The organism is Pseudomonas sputi (assembly GCF_021603585.1).
GTDB lineage: Bacteria > Pseudomonadota > Gammaproteobacteria > Pseudomonadales > Pseudomonadaceae > Aquipseudomonas > Aquipseudomonas sputi.
In genome coordinates this window covers 1-19,506 of record NZ_BQHI01000040.1, presented here as the reverse complement: position 1 = coordinate 19,506, position 19,506 = coordinate 1, and the positions used below count along the sequence as shown (strand labels likewise).

At 62.4% G+C, this 19,506-nt stretch carries 10 protein-coding genes; 1 reads left to right on the top strand and 9 read right to left on the bottom strand.

The annotated features are described in order from the left end of the window. Positions 1 to 7: 7 nt before the first annotated feature. The 9 genes from L6D81_RS27930 to L6D81_RS27890 form a co-directional block, all read right to left on the bottom strand. Complete coding sequence (locus tag L6D81_RS27930) at positions 8 to 1,543, bottom strand: MFS transporter (protein WP_236182797.1); 1,536 nt, start codon at positions 1,541 to 1,543, stop codon at positions 8 to 10. A 102-nt stretch (positions 1,544 to 1,645) separates the two neighbouring features. Beyond that, positions 1,646 to 2,563 carry a LysR family transcriptional regulator gene (locus L6D81_RS27925; protein ID WP_236182796.1) on the bottom strand — a complete coding sequence of 306 codons (918 nt, stop codon included), beginning with the start codon at positions 2,561 to 2,563 and terminating at the stop codon, positions 1,646 to 1,648. 58 nt (positions 2,564 to 2,621) lie between these two features. Beyond that, entirely contained in the window at positions 2,622 to 3,488 is an 867-nt protein-coding gene (locus tag L6D81_RS27920) for an ABC transporter permease (RefSeq protein WP_236182795.1), read from the bottom strand. A gap of 20 nt (positions 3,489 to 3,508) precedes the next feature. After that, positions 3,509 to 4,369 carry an ABC transporter ATP-binding protein gene (locus L6D81_RS27915; RefSeq protein WP_236182794.1) on the bottom strand — a complete coding sequence of 287 codons (861 nt, stop codon included), beginning with the start codon at positions 4,367 to 4,369 and terminating at the stop codon, positions 3,509 to 3,511. Positions 4,370 to 4,374: 5 nt separating this feature from the next. Then, positions 4,375 to 5,400, bottom strand: a complete 1,026-nt coding sequence (locus L6D81_RS27910; RefSeq protein WP_192563034.1) for an ABC transporter substrate-binding protein — start codon at positions 5,398 to 5,400, stop codon at positions 4,375 to 4,377. An 18-nt stretch (positions 5,401 to 5,418) separates the two neighbouring features. Beyond that, the gene (locus L6D81_RS27905; RefSeq protein WP_236182793.1) at positions 5,419 to 6,315 is read right to left on the bottom strand and encodes a TauD/TfdA dioxygenase family protein; all 897 of its coding nucleotides are present in this window, start codon (positions 6,313 to 6,315) and stop codon (positions 5,419 to 5,421) included. A gap of 287 nt (positions 6,316 to 6,602) precedes the next feature. Further along, positions 6,603 to 7,970, bottom strand: coding sequence for an HlyD family type I secretion periplasmic adaptor subunit (locus L6D81_RS27900; protein WP_236182792.1), 1,368 nt, complete (start codon positions 7,968 to 7,970; stop codon positions 6,603 to 6,605). Continuing rightward, positions 7,960 to 10,116 (bottom strand): type I secretion system permease/ATPase, encoded by a 2,157-nt coding sequence (locus L6D81_RS27895; RefSeq protein WP_236182791.1) that lies wholly within the window; start codon positions 10,114 to 10,116, stop codon positions 7,960 to 7,962. The genes L6D81_RS27900 and L6D81_RS27895 overlap by 11 nt, the downstream gene beginning before the upstream one ends. Positions 10,117 to 10,150: 34 nt before the next feature. After that, on the bottom strand, positions 10,151 to 11,503 hold the full coding sequence (locus L6D81_RS27890) for a TolC family outer membrane protein (protein WP_085667779.1): 1,353 nt from the start codon (positions 11,501 to 11,503) through the stop codon (positions 10,151 to 10,153). 358 nt (positions 11,504 to 11,861) lie between these two features. Here L6D81_RS27890 and L6D81_RS27885 point away from each other — a divergent pair. Continuing rightward, the coding region (locus L6D81_RS27885; protein WP_236182790.1) for a retention module-containing protein at positions 11,862 to 19,506 on the top strand (7,645 nt) is incomplete at its 3' end.

Genomic DNA, 19,506 nt, shown 5'->3' with positions numbered 1-19,506 from the left:
GTTCCAGTCAGGTCGGCGCGCGCGGCGGAAAAATCCGCGTCGGCAGCCAGAAAATCAGCAGGATCAGCGCCACCGCGACGCCGGCCATGCACAGATAAAGATCCGAAGAGGTCAGCACCACCGCCTGTTCGTGCAGGCGATGGGCGAGGCCGGGGTCATTGCTCGAAGCCAGTGGCGAGTTGCCGAGGCGATCGACCAGCATGGTCGAGTGAAAATGCAGGCGCGAAGTGGTCAGCGCCTCGATGGCTCCGGTGGCAACCACCGCCGCCAGGCCTTTCACGGTGTTGAACCAGGCCGAGGCGAATGGCCCGTCCTGCGGCTGGATGCTGCCGGTCGACAGCATCAGCAGCGGCAACACCGCCATCGGCTGGCCGAAAATCTGCAGCCATTGCAGGACGTAGAAATCGTCGCGAATCCATTCCGAGGTCAGCTGCGAGCCGCCCAGGCACGACAGCGTCAGCATGCTCAAACCAATCCCGAGCACCCAGCGGCAATCGACCCAACGCAGGTTGCACAGCGCGGCCACCAGCGGCAGCGCGATCAACTGCGGCAACGCCGCGATCAGCATGATCGGCGCAGTCTGTACCGGCCGGTAACCCTGCACCTGAGCCAGATAACTTGATGGAATCAGCACCACCGCCAGCAGTACTACCAGCACCCCGGCCAACGTCATCAGCGCGAACGACAGGTTGCGGATGCCGAGCATCTGCAACTTGAAAAACGGAATCGGCTGCGACCATTCATTGATCAGAAACGCCACCAGCAACAGCGAACCGGCGCCGAGCAAAGCGCAGATCAGATTCGACTCAAACCAGTCCAGGCGATTGCCCTGCAGCAGGCCGATCACCAGCATGCAGATCGCCGGAAAGCCCAGCAGCAGGCCTTTCCAGTTGAACGACTTGAGGCGTTCCAGACGCAGCGGGTCCTGCGGCAACCCGTACGCAACAGCGGCCATGGCGATCAGGCACGGCACGATGATTTGCCAGAACGTCCACTGCCAGCCGACGTATTCAGTCCACAACCCGGCCAGCGGCGTTCCGAGACCTGGGCCAAACGTGGCGGTCAGGGCGTAACCGGCGAGGCCGTACAGTTTGATATTGGCCGGCAGGAATCGCAGCGCAACGGTCATCAACATCGGCGGTAACGCGCCGCCGGCCAGGCCTTGCAGGATGCGCATCAGCAGCAGGCTTTCGTAGTTCGGGGCGAACGGACAGAGCACCCCGAGCAGGGTGAACACGCCGATGGCGCACAGGGTGAAGCGACGCAGGGAAAAGGTCACCGAGCACCACGGCGCGAACGCCATGGCCGCCACCGAGGTCGCGGTGTAGCCGGCGACCAGCCAGGTGCCTTCGTCGTAGCCGATGCTCAGGGCGCCGCGAATATCGGCCAGGGCGACCTTGGTGACCATCTCGTTGAGACCCGACACCAGCACCGCCAGCAGCACACCGACCAGACCGATGATGATCCGCGCCCCGAACACCGGTGGCGCAGCTGCCATCGGAGCGGCAGCGGCGATCGGCGTCGTGACCGTCAGGGATGTCATGCAAGCAAACTCCGGAGGGAACAATACCGGAGCATCTTAGTCAGGCTTACGAATGACGAAAATTGACTTGTTGGCAGCTTATAGTTGCACCAGACGCAATCCTCAGGGTTGCGCCGCCAGCCAGGTTTCGTCGCAGCAGGTCTTGAGGGTTTCGCGCAGCCAGCGGTGGGCCGGATCCTTGTCGAAACGCGGGTGCCAGGCCTGGGTCAGCATCAGCATCGGCAACGGGACCGGCAGGTTGAACGAGCGCAGCTTCAAGCCCAGCCGCCGCACGCTGAGCAACGCTTCCTTGGGCACCGGCAGAATCAGGTCAGAGTCCGGCAGGGCGAACATCGCCGCATGGAAACTCGGCGCAATCACCGCCACTCGCCGTTCCAGGCCCAGGGCATTCAGCGCGGTGTCGATGGGGCCACGGGCGATGCCCCGGCGGGACATGCTGATGTGGGAAAAACCGGCATAGCGCTCGGCGGTGATCTCGCCATCCAGCAGCGGATGATCCTCGCGCACCAGACCGACAAAGTGGGTGGAAAACAGGTTCTGCACTTTGACTTCCGGCGTCACCGGCCGGGTGTTGCTCACGCTCAGATCAATCCGTCCCTCGCGCAGCGCCTCATCGTCGCCGTCACCCTCGGGGACGAAGCGCAGTTCGCAGTGCGGCGCTTGTTGATCGAGGGTGTCGAACAGCTTGCCGCCGTACACGCCGACGAAAAAATCGTTGGCGCGAATACTGAAGCGCCGGCGCAATGTGCCCAGTTCCACGGCATCCGCCGAGCGAAACAGCAGCGCCGCCTGCTCGACCACATCCCGCACCTGCTCGCGCAGCGCCAGGGCCTTGGGCGTCGGCACCAGTCCCCGGCCGGCACGCACCAGAATCGGATCGCCAATGGCTTCGCGAATCCGCGTCAGCGTGCGGCTCATGGCCGCCGAACTGAGGTTCATCCGCCGTGCGGCGCCGACCACGCTGCCCTCGTCGAGCAAGGCGTCGAGGGCGACCAACAGGTTCATGTCCGGGAGTTGCATGCTGAGCACTCGTGACCGATCAGGATTGATTCGCACGCAATGCTAGCAGATCAGAAAATCAGCGCTGCATCCCCCAGCGCTTCACCGTCACCCGCTCCAGTGTGTCGAACACCAGGTTCTCCACCAGCAAACCGATGAGGATCACCACCGCCAGACCGGCAAACACCTTGTCGGTGTACAGCTCGTTGCGGTTCTGGAAGATGTACCAGCCCAGGCCACCCTTGCCGCTGGTGGCGCCGAACACCAGTTCGGCGGCGATCAGGGTACGCCAGGCGAAAGCCCAGCCGATTTTCAGCCCGGCGAGGATTGATGGCAGCGCCGCCGGAATCAGGATGAACAGCACGAAACGCATGCCCTTCAAGCCGTAGTTGCGCCCGGCCATGCGCAGGGTCTCCGAGACCCCGAGAAACCCGGCATAGGTGTTCAGCGCCAGGGCCCACAGCACCGAATGCACCAGCACGAAAATCAGGCTGTTCTGGCCCAGCCCGAACCACAGCAACGCCAGCGGCAACAGGGCAATCGCCGGCAGCGGGTTGAACATCGAGGTCAGCGTACCGAGCAAGTCCCGACCAACCTGCGTCGAAACCGCCAGCGTGGTCAGGGCGAAGGCCAGGACGATGCCGATCAGGTAGCCCTTGAGCAGCACCACCAGCGAGATCCACACCTTGCCCAGCAGTTCACCGCTGAGCAGGCCGTCATACAGCGCGTGACTGGTCTGCAAGAAACTCGGCAACAGCAGGTCGTTGTTCTGCACCCGGGCCACAACCTCCCAGAGCACTGCGAGCAAAATCAGGATCACGCTTTTGCGCAGCCAGCCCTGTTGCCACAGACGCTGGCCCAGCGGCAACTCGCGCTCCACCGGGACGCTGGTCAGCGGTTGCAGATCGTTTTCGAATTCTTGACGTACGGATGATGAATGGCTCATCGGGCAATCCTCGAGGCGGCTCAATAAGCGATGCGGATATCAGTGAAATCCAGTTCGCGCTCGGTTTCCGGCGACTGCCCTTCATCGAACAACAACCGATGAATGCGCCTTGCCGACTCTTGAAACGCCACGCTGCCAAGGCTGTGCAAATCGTATTGATGACTGTGCACTTCCGCCCTCACGCGGCCCGGATGCGGGGACAACAGCAGGATCCGATTGCCGACCACCAGCGCTTCTTCAATCGAGTGGGTGACGAACAACAGGGTGAAACGCACCTCCTCCCAGAGCAGCAGCAATTCCTCCTGCATCTTGCGCCGGGTCAGGGCATCCAGCGCGGCGAACGGCTCGTCCATCAACAGGATTTTCGGCTGCATCGCCAGCGCCCGGGCAATCGCCACCCGCGCTTTCATGCCGCCAGACAGGGTGTGCGGATAGGCATCGGCAAACGCTGCCAGGCCGACCTTTTCCAGGTAATGCAGCGCACGCTCTTCGGCTTCTTTTTTCTTCAAGGTGCGCGAGGCCAACAGCGGAAACATCACGTTCTGTTTGACGGTTTTCCACGGCGGCAGTTGATCGAACTCCTGAAACACCACGATCCGGTCCGGCCCCGGCGCATCGACGCGCTGGCCTTGCAGACGGATCTCGCCCTCGCACGGCGCGATGAACCCGGCGACGGCTTTGAGCAACGTGGACTTTCCGCAGCCGGACGGGCCGAGCAGCACGAAGCGATCCTGTTGATCAACTTCGAAACTGACCTGGTGGGTAGCACGCACAACGCGCTGCGGCGTGCGGTATTCGAGGCTGACCTGATCGACCGCCAGCAGCGCTTGCGCGGTGGCAATCGGGTGGCTGGCCGCGTGGCCTTGCAATGGGGCGTTCATGTCGATCAGCTCCCTTGCAGCGGTTTGGCGTCCTGGAAGAAATAGTCTTTCCACGATTCGGGTTTGTTCTTGATCGCGCCGACGCGGTAGAGGAATTCGGCGAGCGGGTAGGTGTTTTTCGGCGTGACGCTGAATTCGAACTGCGGGTTATCGATGATTTTCAGCAAGGCGGCGCGGTCGATCCTGGCCTTGGTCACGCGGATGTAAGTGTCCGCCGCCGCGCCTTTATCGTTCTGCGCAAATTGCGCGGCTTCGGTCAGGGCTTCGACAAACGCCTTGTAGGTTTTCGGGTTCTCGTTGCGGAATTTCTCGGTGGCGAACAGCACGGTCGGCGAGTTCGGGCCGAGCACGTCATAGGAGTTGAGCACCACGTGCACGTTCGGATTTTCCAGCGCCTGATCCTGGAACGGCGGGTTGGAGAAATGCCCGGTCAGCTCGGTGCCGCCGGCAATCAGCGCAGCGGTGGCATCCGGGTGCGGAACGGCGATGGTGTACTTGTCGAGGCGATTGAATTCCTTGTCGCCCCACTGCTTGGCCGCCGCGTATTGCAGGAAACGCGACTGCACCGAAACGCCCACCGCCGGCACCGCAATGCGGTCCTTCTCGGTGAAGTCAGCGATGGTTTTAACCTTGGGATTGTTGCTGACCAGGTAGTACGGGAAGTTGCCGAGCGAGGCCACGGCCTTGACGTTCTGCTTGCCGTGGGTGCGATCCCAGATCGTCAGCAGCGGCCCGACGCCGGCGCCGGCAATGTCGATGGAGCCGGAAAGCAGCGCATCGTTGACGGCCGCGCCGCCGGACAACTGGGTCCAGTCGACCTTGATGTCGAGGCCTTCCTGCTTGCCGTACTTCTCGATCAGTCCCTGATCGCGCACCACGTTGAGCAACAGATAGACAATGCCGAACTGTTCGGCGATGCGGATTTCACCTTCGGCGTGAGCCACGGTCGGTGCCACCAGGCTGCCGGCGATCAGGCTGAAACCGAGGCCGATGGCCGCCGCCAGCGGCGCGAATGGAAGACGTTTGGACATGTTCGGATCTCCGGCAAATCAGAAAGGCGCGTCGCCCTGGATGGTGGTGCGATACAGCTTGCGGCGCAGGTGCGCAGGGCAACCGGCGGCAAGGTGAATCAGCGAGCGGTTGTCCCAGAACACCAGATCGTGGGGCTGCCATTGATGGCGATAGATGTTCTGCGGCAGCACGCTGTGGGCGTAGAGCTCGTCGAGCAGCTGTTTGCTCTCGTCCTCCGGCAGGCCGACGATGCGGGTGGTGAAGCCTTCGCTGACGAACAACGCCTTGCGGCCGTTTTCCGGATGAGTGCGGACCACCGGGTGCACAACCTCGGCGACCTGAGCCAGTTGCTCCGGGGTCAAGGTTGGGCGCCAGTTGCCTTCGAATTTGGTTTCGCTGTAACGCGCGGTGTAGGAATGCGCAGCCGAGCGGCCTTCGACCGCTTTGCGCAGCGCGTCGGGCAGGCTGTCCCAGGCCTTGTGCATGTCGGCGAACAGGGTGTCGCCGCCTTCAGACGGCAGCTCCTGGGCGTGCAACATCGAGCCGAGGCTCGGCAGCTCTTTATAGGAGAGATCCGAGTGCCAGAATTTGCCGGCATCACCGAGGCCGATGTTCTGGCCGTTCTCGACGATGTTGGAAACGATGAGGATTTCCGGGTGATCGGCCAGCAAAAACTGCTTGAGCACGTGGATCTGCAACGGGCCGAAGCGGCGGCTGAAATCGATCTGCTGTTGCGGGGTGATGCGTTGGTCGCGGAACACCACGACGTGGTGATCGAGGTGCGCGCGGTGAATGCGGGCGAAGTCTTCATCGTTGACCGGACGGGTCAGATCGAGGCCGATGATTTCGGCGCCGACGGCACCGCTGAACGAGCGGATTTCGAAGGTTTGCGGCGCGGCAGTCGCGGCGCTTGGGGTAGCAGTAGCTGCGGACATCAATCAATCTCCCACGCACGGCGCGTTCAAGGGCGCGCGCGTCGATCAGAAACTCACGCTGGATTGCGTGTGGGTTCGTGTCGTGCGGCGCGCCGATTGGTCGGCAGGTACGCAGGAGGCTGACTTTATAGCTATAAGAATTTGAAATTAAATACCGTTAACGCATAACGATATGGCAATTGATTAGGAATGGACTGGATGGTGAGTGACCATTTGTGTCACTTCTGGACGGAATGTGTTGTTCCGACAGACGCCTCCGCGAGTCCCGCGAAGGCGTCCGTGTAGATTTACCGCTCGTGCAACGCCTCGGCCCGAGCGCGGATGATCGGCTTGAGCAAATAGCTCAGCACGGTCTTCTTGCCGGTGATGATGTCCACCGACGCCACCATCCCCGGGATGATCAGCAATGGCTTCTCGTCGGTGCCGAGATGGCTGCGCTCGGTGCGCAGCTTGATCACGTAGTAGGTGGTTTTCTTGTCTTCGTCGGTGATGGTGTCGGCGCCGATCTGTTCCAGTTTGGCCTTCAGGCCACCGTAGATGGTGTAGTCATACGCGGTGAATTTCACCGTGGCTTCCTGGCCCGGATGCAGGAACGCGATGTCCTGCGGGCGAATCTTCGCTTCGACCAGCAGGGTGTCATCCAGCGGCACGATTTCCAGCAGGTCGCTGCCCGGCTGGATCACGCCGCCGATGGTGTTGACCAGCATCTTGTTGACGATACCCCGCACCGGCGAGGTGACGAGCGTCCGGCTGACCCGGTCTTCCAGGGCCTTGCCGGTGGCCTGGGCCTTGTTCAGGTCAGTGCGCGCCTCGTTCAGCTGAGTGAGGGCTTCGCTGCGGAATTTGCCGCGGGTCTCGTCGATCTTGCGTTGGACTTCCTTGATCGCCGATTCAGCGCGCGGGATCGCCAGGGTGGTGGCGTCGAGCTGACCACGGGTTTCCACTTCGGCACGCTTGAGTCGCAGCACTTCCACCGGCGACACCGCGCCCTGGGCCACCAGCGGCTCGGACATGTTGATTTCCTGGCGTTGCAGGCCGAGTTGCTGGCGGTACTGCGCCTGCTTTGAGGTGAACTCGCGCAGCTCTTGCTGGCGCTGGATCAGTTGTTCCTGCAAACCACCAATTTCGTCGTGCAGTTGCTGACGACGGCTGATGTACAACGATTCTTCACTCTTGGCCTGACCCGGCACGGCTTTGAGCACGTCCTCGGGGAAATTCAGCGGCCGGTCATCGACCTCGGCGCTCAGGCGCTCGACCCGCAGCAGCATCGACAGGCGATCCGCTTCGGTTTCGCCGACGTTGGACGCGAATCGCGTGTCATCCAGCCGTACCAGCGGTGCGCCGGCCTCGACGATCTGGCCTTCCTTGACGAACAGTTCGGAGACGATCCCGCCCTCGAGGTTCTGGATTTTCTGGATCTTCGACGAGGGAATCGCCTTGCCGTCACCCTTGGTCACTTCGTCGATGACGGCGAAGTTGGCCCACAGCATCAGGAACACGAAGAAGCCGATGATTGCCCAGATCGTCAGTCGCACCACACGCGGCGCGTCCTCGATCAAGGCCTTGTTGACCTCCGGCAGCGGCTGGCCCTGCAGCGAGGCCGAGCCTTTGAAGTAGCGGCGGATCGAATCCTTGAAACCCGACTTAAGCAACACTGATCTGCCCCTTCTTCAACGCTTCCATGACGGCCGCTTTCGGGCCGTCGGCGAGGATCTGCCCACGGTCGACCACCAGCAGGCGATCGACCAGCGACAGCAGCGATGCCCGGTGCGTCACCAGGACCACGGTCTTGTTTTCCACCACCGCCGCGAGGCGCTGCTTGAGGCGTTCTTCGCCGGTGTTGTCCATGGCGCTGGTCGGTTCGTCGAGCAACAGGATCGGCGGGTTGAGCAACAGCGCCCGGGCCAGGGCGACGTTCTGGCGCTGACCGCCGGACAGGTTCTGCCCGCGCTCGCCGACTTGCAGCTCATAGCCCTGCGGGTGCAGGCGGGCGAATTCGTGGACGCCCGCCAGTTCAGCCGCCTGCAGCACCAGCTCGTCCTCGACGTAACGGGCGCCGGAAATCAGGTTGTCGCGCAGGGTGCCGGCCAGCAGTTGGATATCCTGCGGCACATAGCCGATGTTGTAGCGCAGCTCGCTGACGTCGATCTGGCGGATATCGACACCGTCCACCAGCAACGCGCCGTCGTCCGGCTGATAGAGGCCGACCAGCAATTTCGCCAGCGAACTTTTGCCGGAACCGCTGCGGCCGATGATGCCGATCTTCTCGCCGGGACGGATTACCAGGTTGATGTTCTTCAGCGCCGGGTTCTGTTGTTCCGGGTAGGTGAAGCTGAGCTGGCGGCATTCGATGGCGCCTTGCAGGACCTTGCGGCTCAGCGGGCGCTCTTCGAAATTGCGCTCCTGAGGCAACTCCATCATCTGGTCGACCGAAGTCATGGTCACCCGCGCCTGCTGGTAACGGGTCAACAGACCGGACAGCGACGCCAGCGGGCTGAGGGCGCGGCCACTGAGCATGTAGCAGGCGATCAGGCCGCCCATGCTCAGGTTGCCGGCGATGATCTGGTACACGCCGAAGACGATCATGATCACCCCGGCCAGTTGCTGGATCAGCAGGGTGATGTTCATCGCCAGGCCGGAGAGCATTTTCACCCGCAACTCGAGGCGGCTGAGGGTGCCGATGGTCTGCTCCCACTGATACTGGCGTTCACTTTCGGCGTTGTTGACCTTCACCGCGTCGAGGCCGGCGAGGGTTTCGATCAGGCTCGACTGACGCTCGGCGCCCAGCGCCATGGTGCGCTCCATGGTCGCCACCAACGGCTTCTGCAACGCATAGCCGATCAGCAGCGCAATAGGAAAGGCCAGCACCGGAATCCACACCAGATGCCCGCCGAGTATCGCGATGACAATGAAGATCAGGAGGGTGAACGGCAGGTCGATCAGGCTGGTCAGGGTCAGCGAGGCGAGGAAGTCGCGCAGGCTCTGGAACTCGTGGATGTTCTGGGCAAAGCTGCCGACCCGTGCCGGGCGGTATTTCATGGCCATGCCGACGATGCGTTCGAACAGCGTGGCGGAGATGATCAGGTCGGTTTTCTTGCCGGCCAGATCCAGGCACAGGCTGCGCAGACTCTTGAGGATCAGGTCGAACAGGTAGGCGCCGGTGATGCCCAGCGCGAGCACCCACAGGGTCGCTTCGGCCTGGTTCGGCACCACGCGGTCGTAGACGTTCATCACGAACAGCGGCGCGGCCATGGCGATGATGTTGATCAGGAAACTGGCGGCGATCGCATCGGCATACAGCCAGCGCGAACGCTTGAGGGTGTCGCGAAACCACGAGCGCGCACGCGGGATCAGCGTGCCGTGGTTGACGTCGAATTTGTGCTGGGGCTGAGCGAAGAACACTTTGCCGGTGTAGTCGTCGGCCAGCAACTCGCGGCTGACCAGGGATTCGCCGCCGTCGGTTTCGCTGAGCAGCACCCGTGCTTCGTTCTCGCCCTGCCAGCCGAGCAGGACCGCACTGCGGCCATCCTTGAGCAGCAGCAGCGCCGGCATGGCAATCGCCGGAATTTCTTCGAGCTTGCGCTGCAGCACCCGCCCTTGCAGCCCGGCGCGCGCCGCCGCACGGGGCAGCAGCTCGACACTCAGGCGTTGTTTGGGCAGCGGCAGGCCGGTGGTCAGCATCGCCGCGCTGGCAGGTTTCTGGTGGAGCATGCAAAGAGCGAGCAGACCATCCAGTAACGGATCGTCGTGCAACGCGCGTGGATCATGACTGAGATGAACTCGACTGACTTCTGATTCCACGCTCGACACTCTTTAGCAGTTGAAAAGGGACAACTCAATTCATCCCAGGCAGCTGGACCTTGGGCTTCACGTCGTTCTGCACAACGGATGCCAAGGGTGCGACCACTCCCTGGCTCTTGAGCAATTCGCCCATGGTCGCCTTGATTCGGTACTGAGTAAATAACTGAATGTTTTTGATTTCAGCCAGACGCCGCGAGGCGGTGAACAACTCGTTTTCACTGTCGAGCAAATCCAGCAGGGTGCGTTCGCCGAGGCTGAACTGGCGCTGGTAAGCAGTGCGCACCGAAGTGCTGTGATCAACGTACTGCTGAGCGATCGGCACCTGGGCGTTGGCGTTGTTCAGGGCGTTCCAGGCCAGGCCCAGTTCTTCATTCAACTGACGCAGGGCGTTGTTGCGGATGTCCAGCGCCTGGTTCGACAGGTAGGACTTGGATTCCAGATCCGCCTTGTTGCTGCCGCCCGAATACAGGTTGAAGCGCATGCGCAACATGGCCTGCCATTCGTTGTTGTGCCCGTTCTGGCCGTCGAGGTCGTTGTCGGCAGTGCGGCCCAGCTCGGCGTCGAAGCGCGGGTAGAAGGTCGACTTGGCGGTCTCGTACTGCTTTTCGGCAGCAGCGATGTCGGACTCGGCCGAGCGCAGGATCGGGCTGTTTTCCAGCATCTGCTGGCGGGCTTCATTCAGGTTGGCCGGCATCATCGCCATGAACGGCGCCGGACGCTCCAGTTGATCGGGCATCTGGCCGACGGCGCTGAGGAAGTTGGTTTCCGAGTCGGCGAGGTTGGTCTGCTCGGTGATCAGGTTGTTGCGGGCCTGGGCCATCCGCGCTTCGGCCTGATCGAGGTCGGCACCGCTGCCGACGCCGCGCTGCGTGCGCAGCTGGATCTGGTCGTAGATACGCTGGTGGCTCTTGAGGTTTTCTTCGGCCAGACGCACGAATTCGCGACGGGTCAGCACGTCCAGGTAAACCTGGGCCACAGTCAGCGCAGTGCGCTCGGAAGTGCCGAGCAAGGAATAGGCGCGTGAGTTGACGGTGGCTTGTTGACGCCCGACTTCGCTGGACGTCGCAAAACCGTCAAAAACCATTTGCGACAGACGCAAACTTGACTCGCTGCGATTCAGGGTTTCCCAGTGATTGCCGCCACCATTGGCGCGGGTGGTCACGCTGTCGGTGCCTTCACGGCCATAACCGCCCAGCAGATCGACCTTGGGCAGGTATCCACCTTTTGCAGCCTTTAACTGATAATCAGCGGCCAGCCGACTGTTGACCCCTGCCTGGATTTCCGGATGGACATCCAGCGCCTGCTGCATGGCTTCTGGTAAGGATTGTGCTTGTACGAAAGAGGCGGCGAGAGCGAAGGGTAGAGCCTTGAGCAGATGCGAACGCATGGTAAAGATTTCCCAGAACTTCTTGTCTTGAATCACAGCAAATTGTTGAGCTGCGTCGGAAGATGGCAACCGGAATGACCGTATGTCGGAAAGTTTAAAACCGGAACTGGATCACACGCTGAAGGGCAGGTCGCCGCATAAATATCAATGTGACATTACTGGGACGATTGTTTAGGATGGCACCCAGAAGGTCAATAGTTTGGCATAAAGTTAATAGCGAAAGAATCTAGCCAAAATATTGACGAATAGTAGCGTCAAGCTTGTTTCACCTTTTTTTAAAGTACGTCCAGACTGAATCGGCGCAGACAGCCATCAGGTCTATGGAAGTCAACTGAACGTGACACCCGGAGAGTCTTCAATGAGCAGTGTTGTTGCCATCGTCAAAAGCATTGTCGGTCAGGTTTTCGTGGTGTCCCCAGAGGGCGTCCGTCGCGTACTCGTTGAAGGCGACCGGCTGTTTGCCGGCGATCAGGTCGATACCGGCGTTTCCGGCGCCGTGTCCCTGGAACTGGCCGATGGCCGCACGATCGATCTGGGCCGCGACACTCAGTGGAGCGCCGATACCCCGGATTCCAGCACCGACCTGGCCGAAGCCACCGCGCAAGCCGCGCCGTCGGTAGAAGAACTGCAACAAGCCATCGCCGCTGGCGTCGACCCGACCACCGCCCTTGAAGCCACCGCTGCCGGCCCGAGCGCCGCAGGGACTGGCGGCGCCGCCGGTGGCGGTCACAGCTTCGTGATGCTCGATGCGACTGCAGGCCGTGTCGACCCGACCATCGGCTTCCCGACCGCGGGCATCAACGCTGCCGGCCAGGCCGCGCAGAACATCACCGGTGGCCAGACCACCGATACCACCGCCAACGCCCTGCGCGAATCGACCCTGAGCCTCAGCGCCACGCCGAGCATCACTGAAGCCGGCGGCGTGCTGGTGTACACCGCGACCCTGACCCAAGCGCCGCTGACCGACCTGACCATCACCCTGTCCAACGGCGCGGTGATCGTGATTCCGGCCGGTTCCACCACCGGCACCGTCAACGTGCCACTGGCACCCAACGACACTGTTTATAACGACCCGACCCAGATCGACGTGACGGTCACCGGCACCACCGGCGGCAACGGCATCACCGTGACCCCGCCGACCACCCCGGCCACGACCCAGGTCACCGACACCATCGACACCACCACCGTCACCCTGACGGCGGGCAACAGCGTCACCGAAGGCGGTCAGATCACCTACACCGCCACGCTGACCAACCCGGCACAGACGCCGGTGACCGTGACCCTGTCCAACGGTTCGACCATCACCATTGGCGCCGGCCAGACCACCGGCACCGTCAACGTGCCGACCGCACCGAATGACGTCTACAACAACGGCAGCACCGTCACCACCACCATCACCGGTGCCACCGGCGGCAACTTCGAAAACCTGGTGCCGAACCCGACGCCGGCCGTGACCAACATTGTCGATTCGGTTGACACCACCAACCTGACCCTTACCGCCACCGGCACTGTGGTCGAAGGTGGCCAGATTACCTACACCGCAACCCTGACCAACCCGGCCCAGACGCCGGTGACCGTCACCCTGTCGAACGGTTCGACCATCACCATCGGCGCCGGCCAAACCACCGGCAGCGTCAACGTGCCGACCGCACCGAATGACGTTTACAACAACGGCGGCACCGTCAGCACCACGATTACCGGCGCCACCGGCGGCAACTTCGAGAATCTGGTGCCGAACACGACACCAGCGACCACCACCGTCACCGACTCCATCGACACCACCAACCTGTCGCTGAGCGCCACCGGTTCCGTGGCCGAAGGCGGTTCGATCGTTTACACCGCGACCCTGACCAATCCGGCCGGTACGCCAGTGACCGTGACGTTGAGCAATGGCTCCGTCATCACCATCGAAGCCGGCAAAACCACCGGCACCGTGACCGTCCCGGCGCCTGCCGATGACGTTTACAAAGACGCCGGAAAAGTCGAAGTCACCATCAAGGACGCCACCGGCGGCAACTTCGAGAACCTGGTGCCAAGCACTGTTCCGGCCGTGACCGAAGTGACCGATACCGTCGACACCACCACGGTGAAACTCACCGCGACCGAATCGGCAGCTGAAGGCGGCACCGTCACTTATACCGCCACCGTCGGCGCACCAGTGACTGGCTCGCCGGTCACCGTGGCGCTGGCCAACGGTCAATCGATCACCATCGAAGTCGGCAAAACCACCGGCACGGTGACCACCACCGCACCGAACGACGCATTGGCCGGCAACGTCCCGCTGACCAACGCGATCACCGGCGTGAGCGGCGGCAACTACGAAAACCTCGTGGCTGACAAAACCCCGGTCAGCACCACCGTGACCGACACCGTCGACACCACCGACCTGACGCTGACTGCGACCGGCACCGTGGCCGAAGGTGGCTCGATCACCTACACCGCGTCCCTGACCAATCCGGCCGGCACCCCAGTGACTGTGACCTTGAGCAATGGCTCGGTCATCACCATCGAGGCCGGTAAAACCACGGGCACCGTGACCGTTCCGGCGCCTGCCGATGACGTCTATAAAGACGCCGGCAAAGTCGAAGTGACCATCAAGGACGCCACCGGCGGCAACTTCGAGAATCTGGTGCCAAGCACTGTTCCCGCTGTCACCGACGTGACCGATACCGTCGACACCACCACGGTCAAACTGACCGCGACCGAGTCGGCGGCCGAAGGTGGCACCGTTACTTACACCGCCACCGTCGGCGCACCAGTGACTGGCTCGCCGGTCACCGTGACCCTGGCTAACGGCCAGAGCATCACGATTGAAGTGGGCAAGACCACCGGCACGGTGACCACCACCGCACCGAATGACGCATTGGCCGGCAACGCACCGCTGACCAACGCGATCACCGGCGTGAGCGGCGGCAACTACGAAAATCTGGTCGCCGACAAGACTCCGGTTTCGACCACCGTCACCGACACAGTCGACACCACCAACCTGACCCTGAGCGCTACCGATGCCGTGGCCGAGGGCGGCTCGATCATCTACACCGCGACCCTGACCAATCCGGCCGGCACTCCGGTCACCGTGACCCTGTCGAACGGTGCAGTCATCACCATCGAAGCCGGCAAGACCACCGGCACCGTGACCGTTCCGGCCCCGGCCGATGACGTCTACAAGGATGCCGGCAAAGTCGAAGCGACCATTACCGGCGCAACCGGCGGCAACTTCGAAAACCTGGTGCCAAGCACTGTGCCGGCCGTGACCCAGGTCACCGACACCATCGACACTTCGACCGTCAAACTGGCCGCGACCGAATCGGCTGCTGAAGGCGGGACCGTTACTTACACCGCGACGGTGGGCGCCCCGGTAACCGGCTCGCCTGTGGTTGTGACCCTGGCCAATGGTCAGTCGATCACCATCGAAGTCGGCAAAACCAGCGGCACCGTCACCACCACCGCACCGAATGACGTACTGGCCGGCCATGCACCGCTGACCAACTCGATCACCGGTGTGAGCGGCGGCAACTACGAAAACCTCGTGGCCGACAAAACCCCGGTCAGCACCACTGTCACCGACACCGTCGACACCACCAACCTGACCCTCAACGCGACAGGTTCCGTGGCCGAAGGCGGCTCCATCGTTTACACCGCCACCCTGACCCATCCGGCTGGCACGCCAGTGACCGTGACCCTGAGCAATGGCTCCGTCATCACCATCGAAGCCGGCAAAACCACTGGCACCGTGACCGTTCCGGCACCTGCCGATGACGTTTACAAAGACGCCGGCAAAGTCGAAGTGACCATCAAGGATGCAACCGGTGGCAACTTCGAGAATCTGGTGCCAAGCACTGTTCCGGCCGTCACCGAAGTGACCGACACCGTCGACACCACCGACCTGACGCTGACTGCGACCGGCACCGTGGCCGAAGGTGGCTCGATCACCTACACCGCGACCCTGACCAACCCGGCTGGCACCCCGGTGACCGTGACGTTGAGCAACGGCTCCGTCATCACCATCGAAGCTGGCAAAACTACCGGCACCGTGACCGTTCCGGCGCCTGCCGATGACGTTTACAAAGACGCCGGCAAAGTCGAAGTCACCATCAAGGATGCAACCGGTGGCAACTTCGAAAACCTGGTGCCGAGCACTGTTCCGGCCGTTACCGAAGTGACTGACACAATCGACACCACCACGGTCAAACTGACCGCGACCGAGTCAGCCGCTGAAGGCGGCACCGTCACTTACACCGCCACCGTTGGCGCGCCAGTCACCGGCTCGCCTGTGACCGTGACCCTGGCCAACGGTCAGTCGATCACCATCGAGGTCGGCATAACTACCGGCACTATCACTACTACTGCGCCGAACGACGCGTTGAACGGTCACACCCCGCTGACCAACTCGATCACGGGCGTGTCTGGCGGCAACTACGAAAACCTCGTAGCCGACAAAACGCCGGTCAGCACCACCGTGACCGACACCGTCGACACCACCAACCTGACCCTGAGCGCCACGCCGGACGTCAACGAAGGTGGCCAGATCACCTACACCGCGACCCTGACCAACGCCGCCGGCACCCCGGTGACCGTAACGTTGAGCAACGGCGCCGTGATCACCATCGAGGCCGGCAAAACCTCCGGCACCGTGACCGTCGATGCACCGAAGGACGACGTCTACAAGGACGCCGGCAAAGTCGAGACGACCATTTCGAACACCACCGGTGGTAACTTCGAAAACCTGGTCACCAGCACCGCTCCGGCGGTCACCACCGTCAATGACACCATCGACACGTCCACCGTCTCGCTGACCGCCACCGCCAACGTCGCCGAAGGCGAAACCGTGGTCTACACCGCGACTGTGACGGCGCCAGTGACCGGTTCGCCGGTCGTCGTGACCCTGTCCAACGGCCAGACCATCACCATCGCCGTCGGCGAGACCACCGGCACCGTGAACTTCGTCGCACCGAACAGCCCGCTGGCGGGCGGCAGCTCGCTGAGCGTGACCATCGACAAAGCCACCGGTGGCAACTACGAAAATCTGGCGGTCGACAGCAAACCGGCAAATACCTCGGTTTCGGACACCGTCGACACGACCAACCTGAACCTGACGGCCACCGATTCGGTGGCCGAGGGCGGTTCGATCACTTACACCGCGACCCTGACCAACCCGGCGGGTACGCCGGTGACCGTGACCCTGTCGAACGGCGCTGTCATCACCATCGAGGCCGGCAAAACCACCGGCACCGTGACCGTCGATGCGCCGAAGGACGACGTTTACAAAGATGCGGGCAAAGTCGAGGTAACCATTTCGACCGCCACTGGCGGTGGCTTTGAGAACCTGGTGCCGAGCACCGTTCCAGCCGTGACCAACGTCACCGACACCATCGACACCACCACGGTCAAACTCACCGCGACCGATTCGGCGGCTGAAGGCGGCACTGTCACCTACACCGCGACTGTGGGCGCGCCGGTGACTGGCTCGCCAGTGACCGTGAACCTGTCGAATGGCCAGAGCATCACCATCGAAGTGGGTAAAACCACCGGCACAGTGACCACCACCGCGCCGAACGATGCGCTCAACGGCCATGCGCCGTTGACCAACGCGATCACCGGTGTGAGCGGCGGTAACTACGAAAATCTTGTGGCCGACAAGACCCCGGTCAGCACCACCGTGACCGACACCGTCGACACCACCAACCTGACCCTGAGCGCCACGCCGGAAGTCAACGAAGGTGGCCAGATCACCTACACCGCGACCCTGACCAACGCCGCCGGCACCCCGGTGACCGTAACGTTGAGCAACGGCGCCGTGATCACCATCGAGGCCGGCAAAACCTCCGGCACCGTGACCGTCGATGCACCGAAGGATGACGTCTACAAGGACGCCGGCAAAGTCGAAACGACCATTTCGACCGCCACCGGTGGCAACTTCGAGAATCTGGTGCCAAGCACGGTTCCGGCCGTGACCGAAGTCACCGACACCATCGACACCACCACGGTGAAACTGACCGCGACTGAAGCGGCAGCTGAAGGCGGCACCGTCACCTACACCGCGACCGTGGGTGCACCTGTAACCGGTTCGCCCGTCACCGTGACGCTGTCCAACGGTCAATCGATCACCATCGAGGTGGGCAAGACCACCGGCACCGTCACCACCACTGCGCCAAACGATGCGCTCAACGGTCATGCGCCACTGACCAACGCGATCACCGGCGTGAGCGGCGGTAACTACGAGAGTCTGGTGGCCGACAAGACGCCGGTCAGCACTACCGTGACCGACACCGTCGACACCACCAATCTGTCGCTGACCGCGACGGGCACCGTGGCCGAAGGTGGCTCGATCACCTATACCGCGACCTTGACCAACCCTGCCGGCACCCCGCTGACCGTGACCCTGTCGAACGGCGCAATCATCACCATCGAAGCCGGTAAAACCACCGGCACCGTGACCGTTCCAGCACCTGCCGATGACGTCTACAAGGACGCCGGTAAAGTCGAAGTGACCATCAAGGATGCAACCGGTGGCAACTTCGAGAACCTGGTTCCGAGCACTGTTCCAGCAGTAACGGAAGTCACCGACACCATCGACACGACGACCGTGAAGCTGACCGCTTCCGAAACGGCCGCTGAAGGTGGCACCGTCACTTACACCGCGACTGTTGGCGCGCCAGTGACCGGGTCGCCTGTGACTGTGACCTTGGCCAATGGTCAGTCGATCACCATCGAAGTCGGCAAGACCTCTGGCACTGTCACCACCACCGCGCCGAACGACGTGTTGACCGGTCATGCGCCACTGACCAACGCGATCACCGGCGTGAGCGGCGGTAACTACGAAAATCTGGTTGCTGATAAAACCCCGGTTTCGACTACCGTCACCGACACCGTCGACACCACCAACCTGACCCTCAGCGCCACCAATTCGGTTGCCGAGGGCGGTTCGATCATCTACACCGCGACACTGACCAACGCCGCTGGCTCGCCAGTAACCGTGACCTTGTCCAACGGCGCCGTGATCACCATCGAAGCGGGCAAAACCACCGGCACCGTGACCGTTCCTGCGCCGGCCGATGACGTCTACAAAGACGCCGGCAATGTGCAGGCCACGATCACCAATGCCACCGGTGGCAACTTCGAGAATCTGGTACCAAGCACTGTTCCTGCCGTGACCCAGGTCACTGACACCATCGACACCACCACGGTCAAACTGACCGCGACCGAGTCGGCGGCTGAAGGCGGCACTGTCACCTACACCGCGACTGTGGGCGCGCCGGTGACTGGCTCGCCAGTGACCGTGAACCTGTCGAATGGCCAGAGCATCACCATCGAAGTGGGTAAAACCACCGGCACCGTGACCACCACCGCGCCGAACGATGCGCTCAACGGCCATGCGCCGTTGACCAACGCGATCACCAACGTGACGGGCGGCAACTACGAAAATCTGGTGGCCGACAAGACGCCGGTCAGCACCACCGTGACCGACACCGTCGACACGACCAATCTGTCCCTCAGCGCTACCAATTCGGTCGCCGAGGGTGGTTCGATCACCTACACCGCGACTTTGACCAACGCTGCGAGCACTCCGGTAACCGTGACCTTGAGCAACGGCGCCGTGATCACCATCGAGGCCGGTAAAACCACCGGCACCGTAACCGTTCCTGCGCCAGCCGATGACGTCTACAAAGACGCCGGCAACGTGCAGGCCACGATCACTAACGCCACCGGCGGTAACTTCGAAAACCTGGTGACCAGCACCACACCAGCGGTGACCAGCGTCACCGACACCATCGACACCACTACTGTGAAGCTGACCGCGTCCGCGACAGCGGCCGAAGGTGGCAACGTTGTTTACACCGCCACCGTCGGCGCGCCTGTAACTGGCTCGCCAGTGACCGTGACCCTGGCCAACGGTCAGTCGATCACCATCGAAGTGGGCAAAACCAGCGGCACCGTCACCACCACCGCGCCGAACGACGTGTTGACCGGTCATGCGCCACTGACCAACGCAATCACTGGTG

Excerpts from the sequence above, each read along its gene's own strand:
- L6D81_RS27930 (WP_236182797.1), bottom strand. The coding sequence starts at position 1,543 with ATGACATCCCTGACGGTCACGACGCCGATCGCCGCTGCCGCTCCGATG.
- L6D81_RS27925 (WP_236182796.1), bottom strand. The coding sequence starts at position 2,563 with ATGCAACTCCCGGACATGAACCTGTTGGTCGCCCTCGACGCCTTGCTC.
- L6D81_RS27920 (WP_236182795.1), bottom strand. The coding sequence starts at position 3,488 with ATGAGCCATTCATCATCCGTACGTCAAGAATTCGAAAACGATCTGCAA.
- L6D81_RS27915 (WP_236182794.1), bottom strand. The coding sequence starts at position 4,369 with ATGAACGCCCCATTGCAAGGCCACGCGGCCAGCCACCCGATTGCCACC.
- L6D81_RS27910 (WP_192563034.1), bottom strand. The coding sequence starts at position 5,400 with ATGTCCAAACGTCTTCCATTCGCGCCGCTGGCGGCGGCCATCGGCCTC.
- L6D81_RS27905 (WP_236182793.1), bottom strand. The coding sequence starts at position 6,315 with ATGTCCGCAGCTACTGCTACCCCAAGCGCCGCGACTGCCGCGCCGCAA.
- L6D81_RS27890 (WP_085667779.1), bottom strand. The coding sequence starts at position 11,503 with ATGCGTTCGCATCTGCTCAAGGCTCTACCCTTCGCTCTCGCCGCCTCT.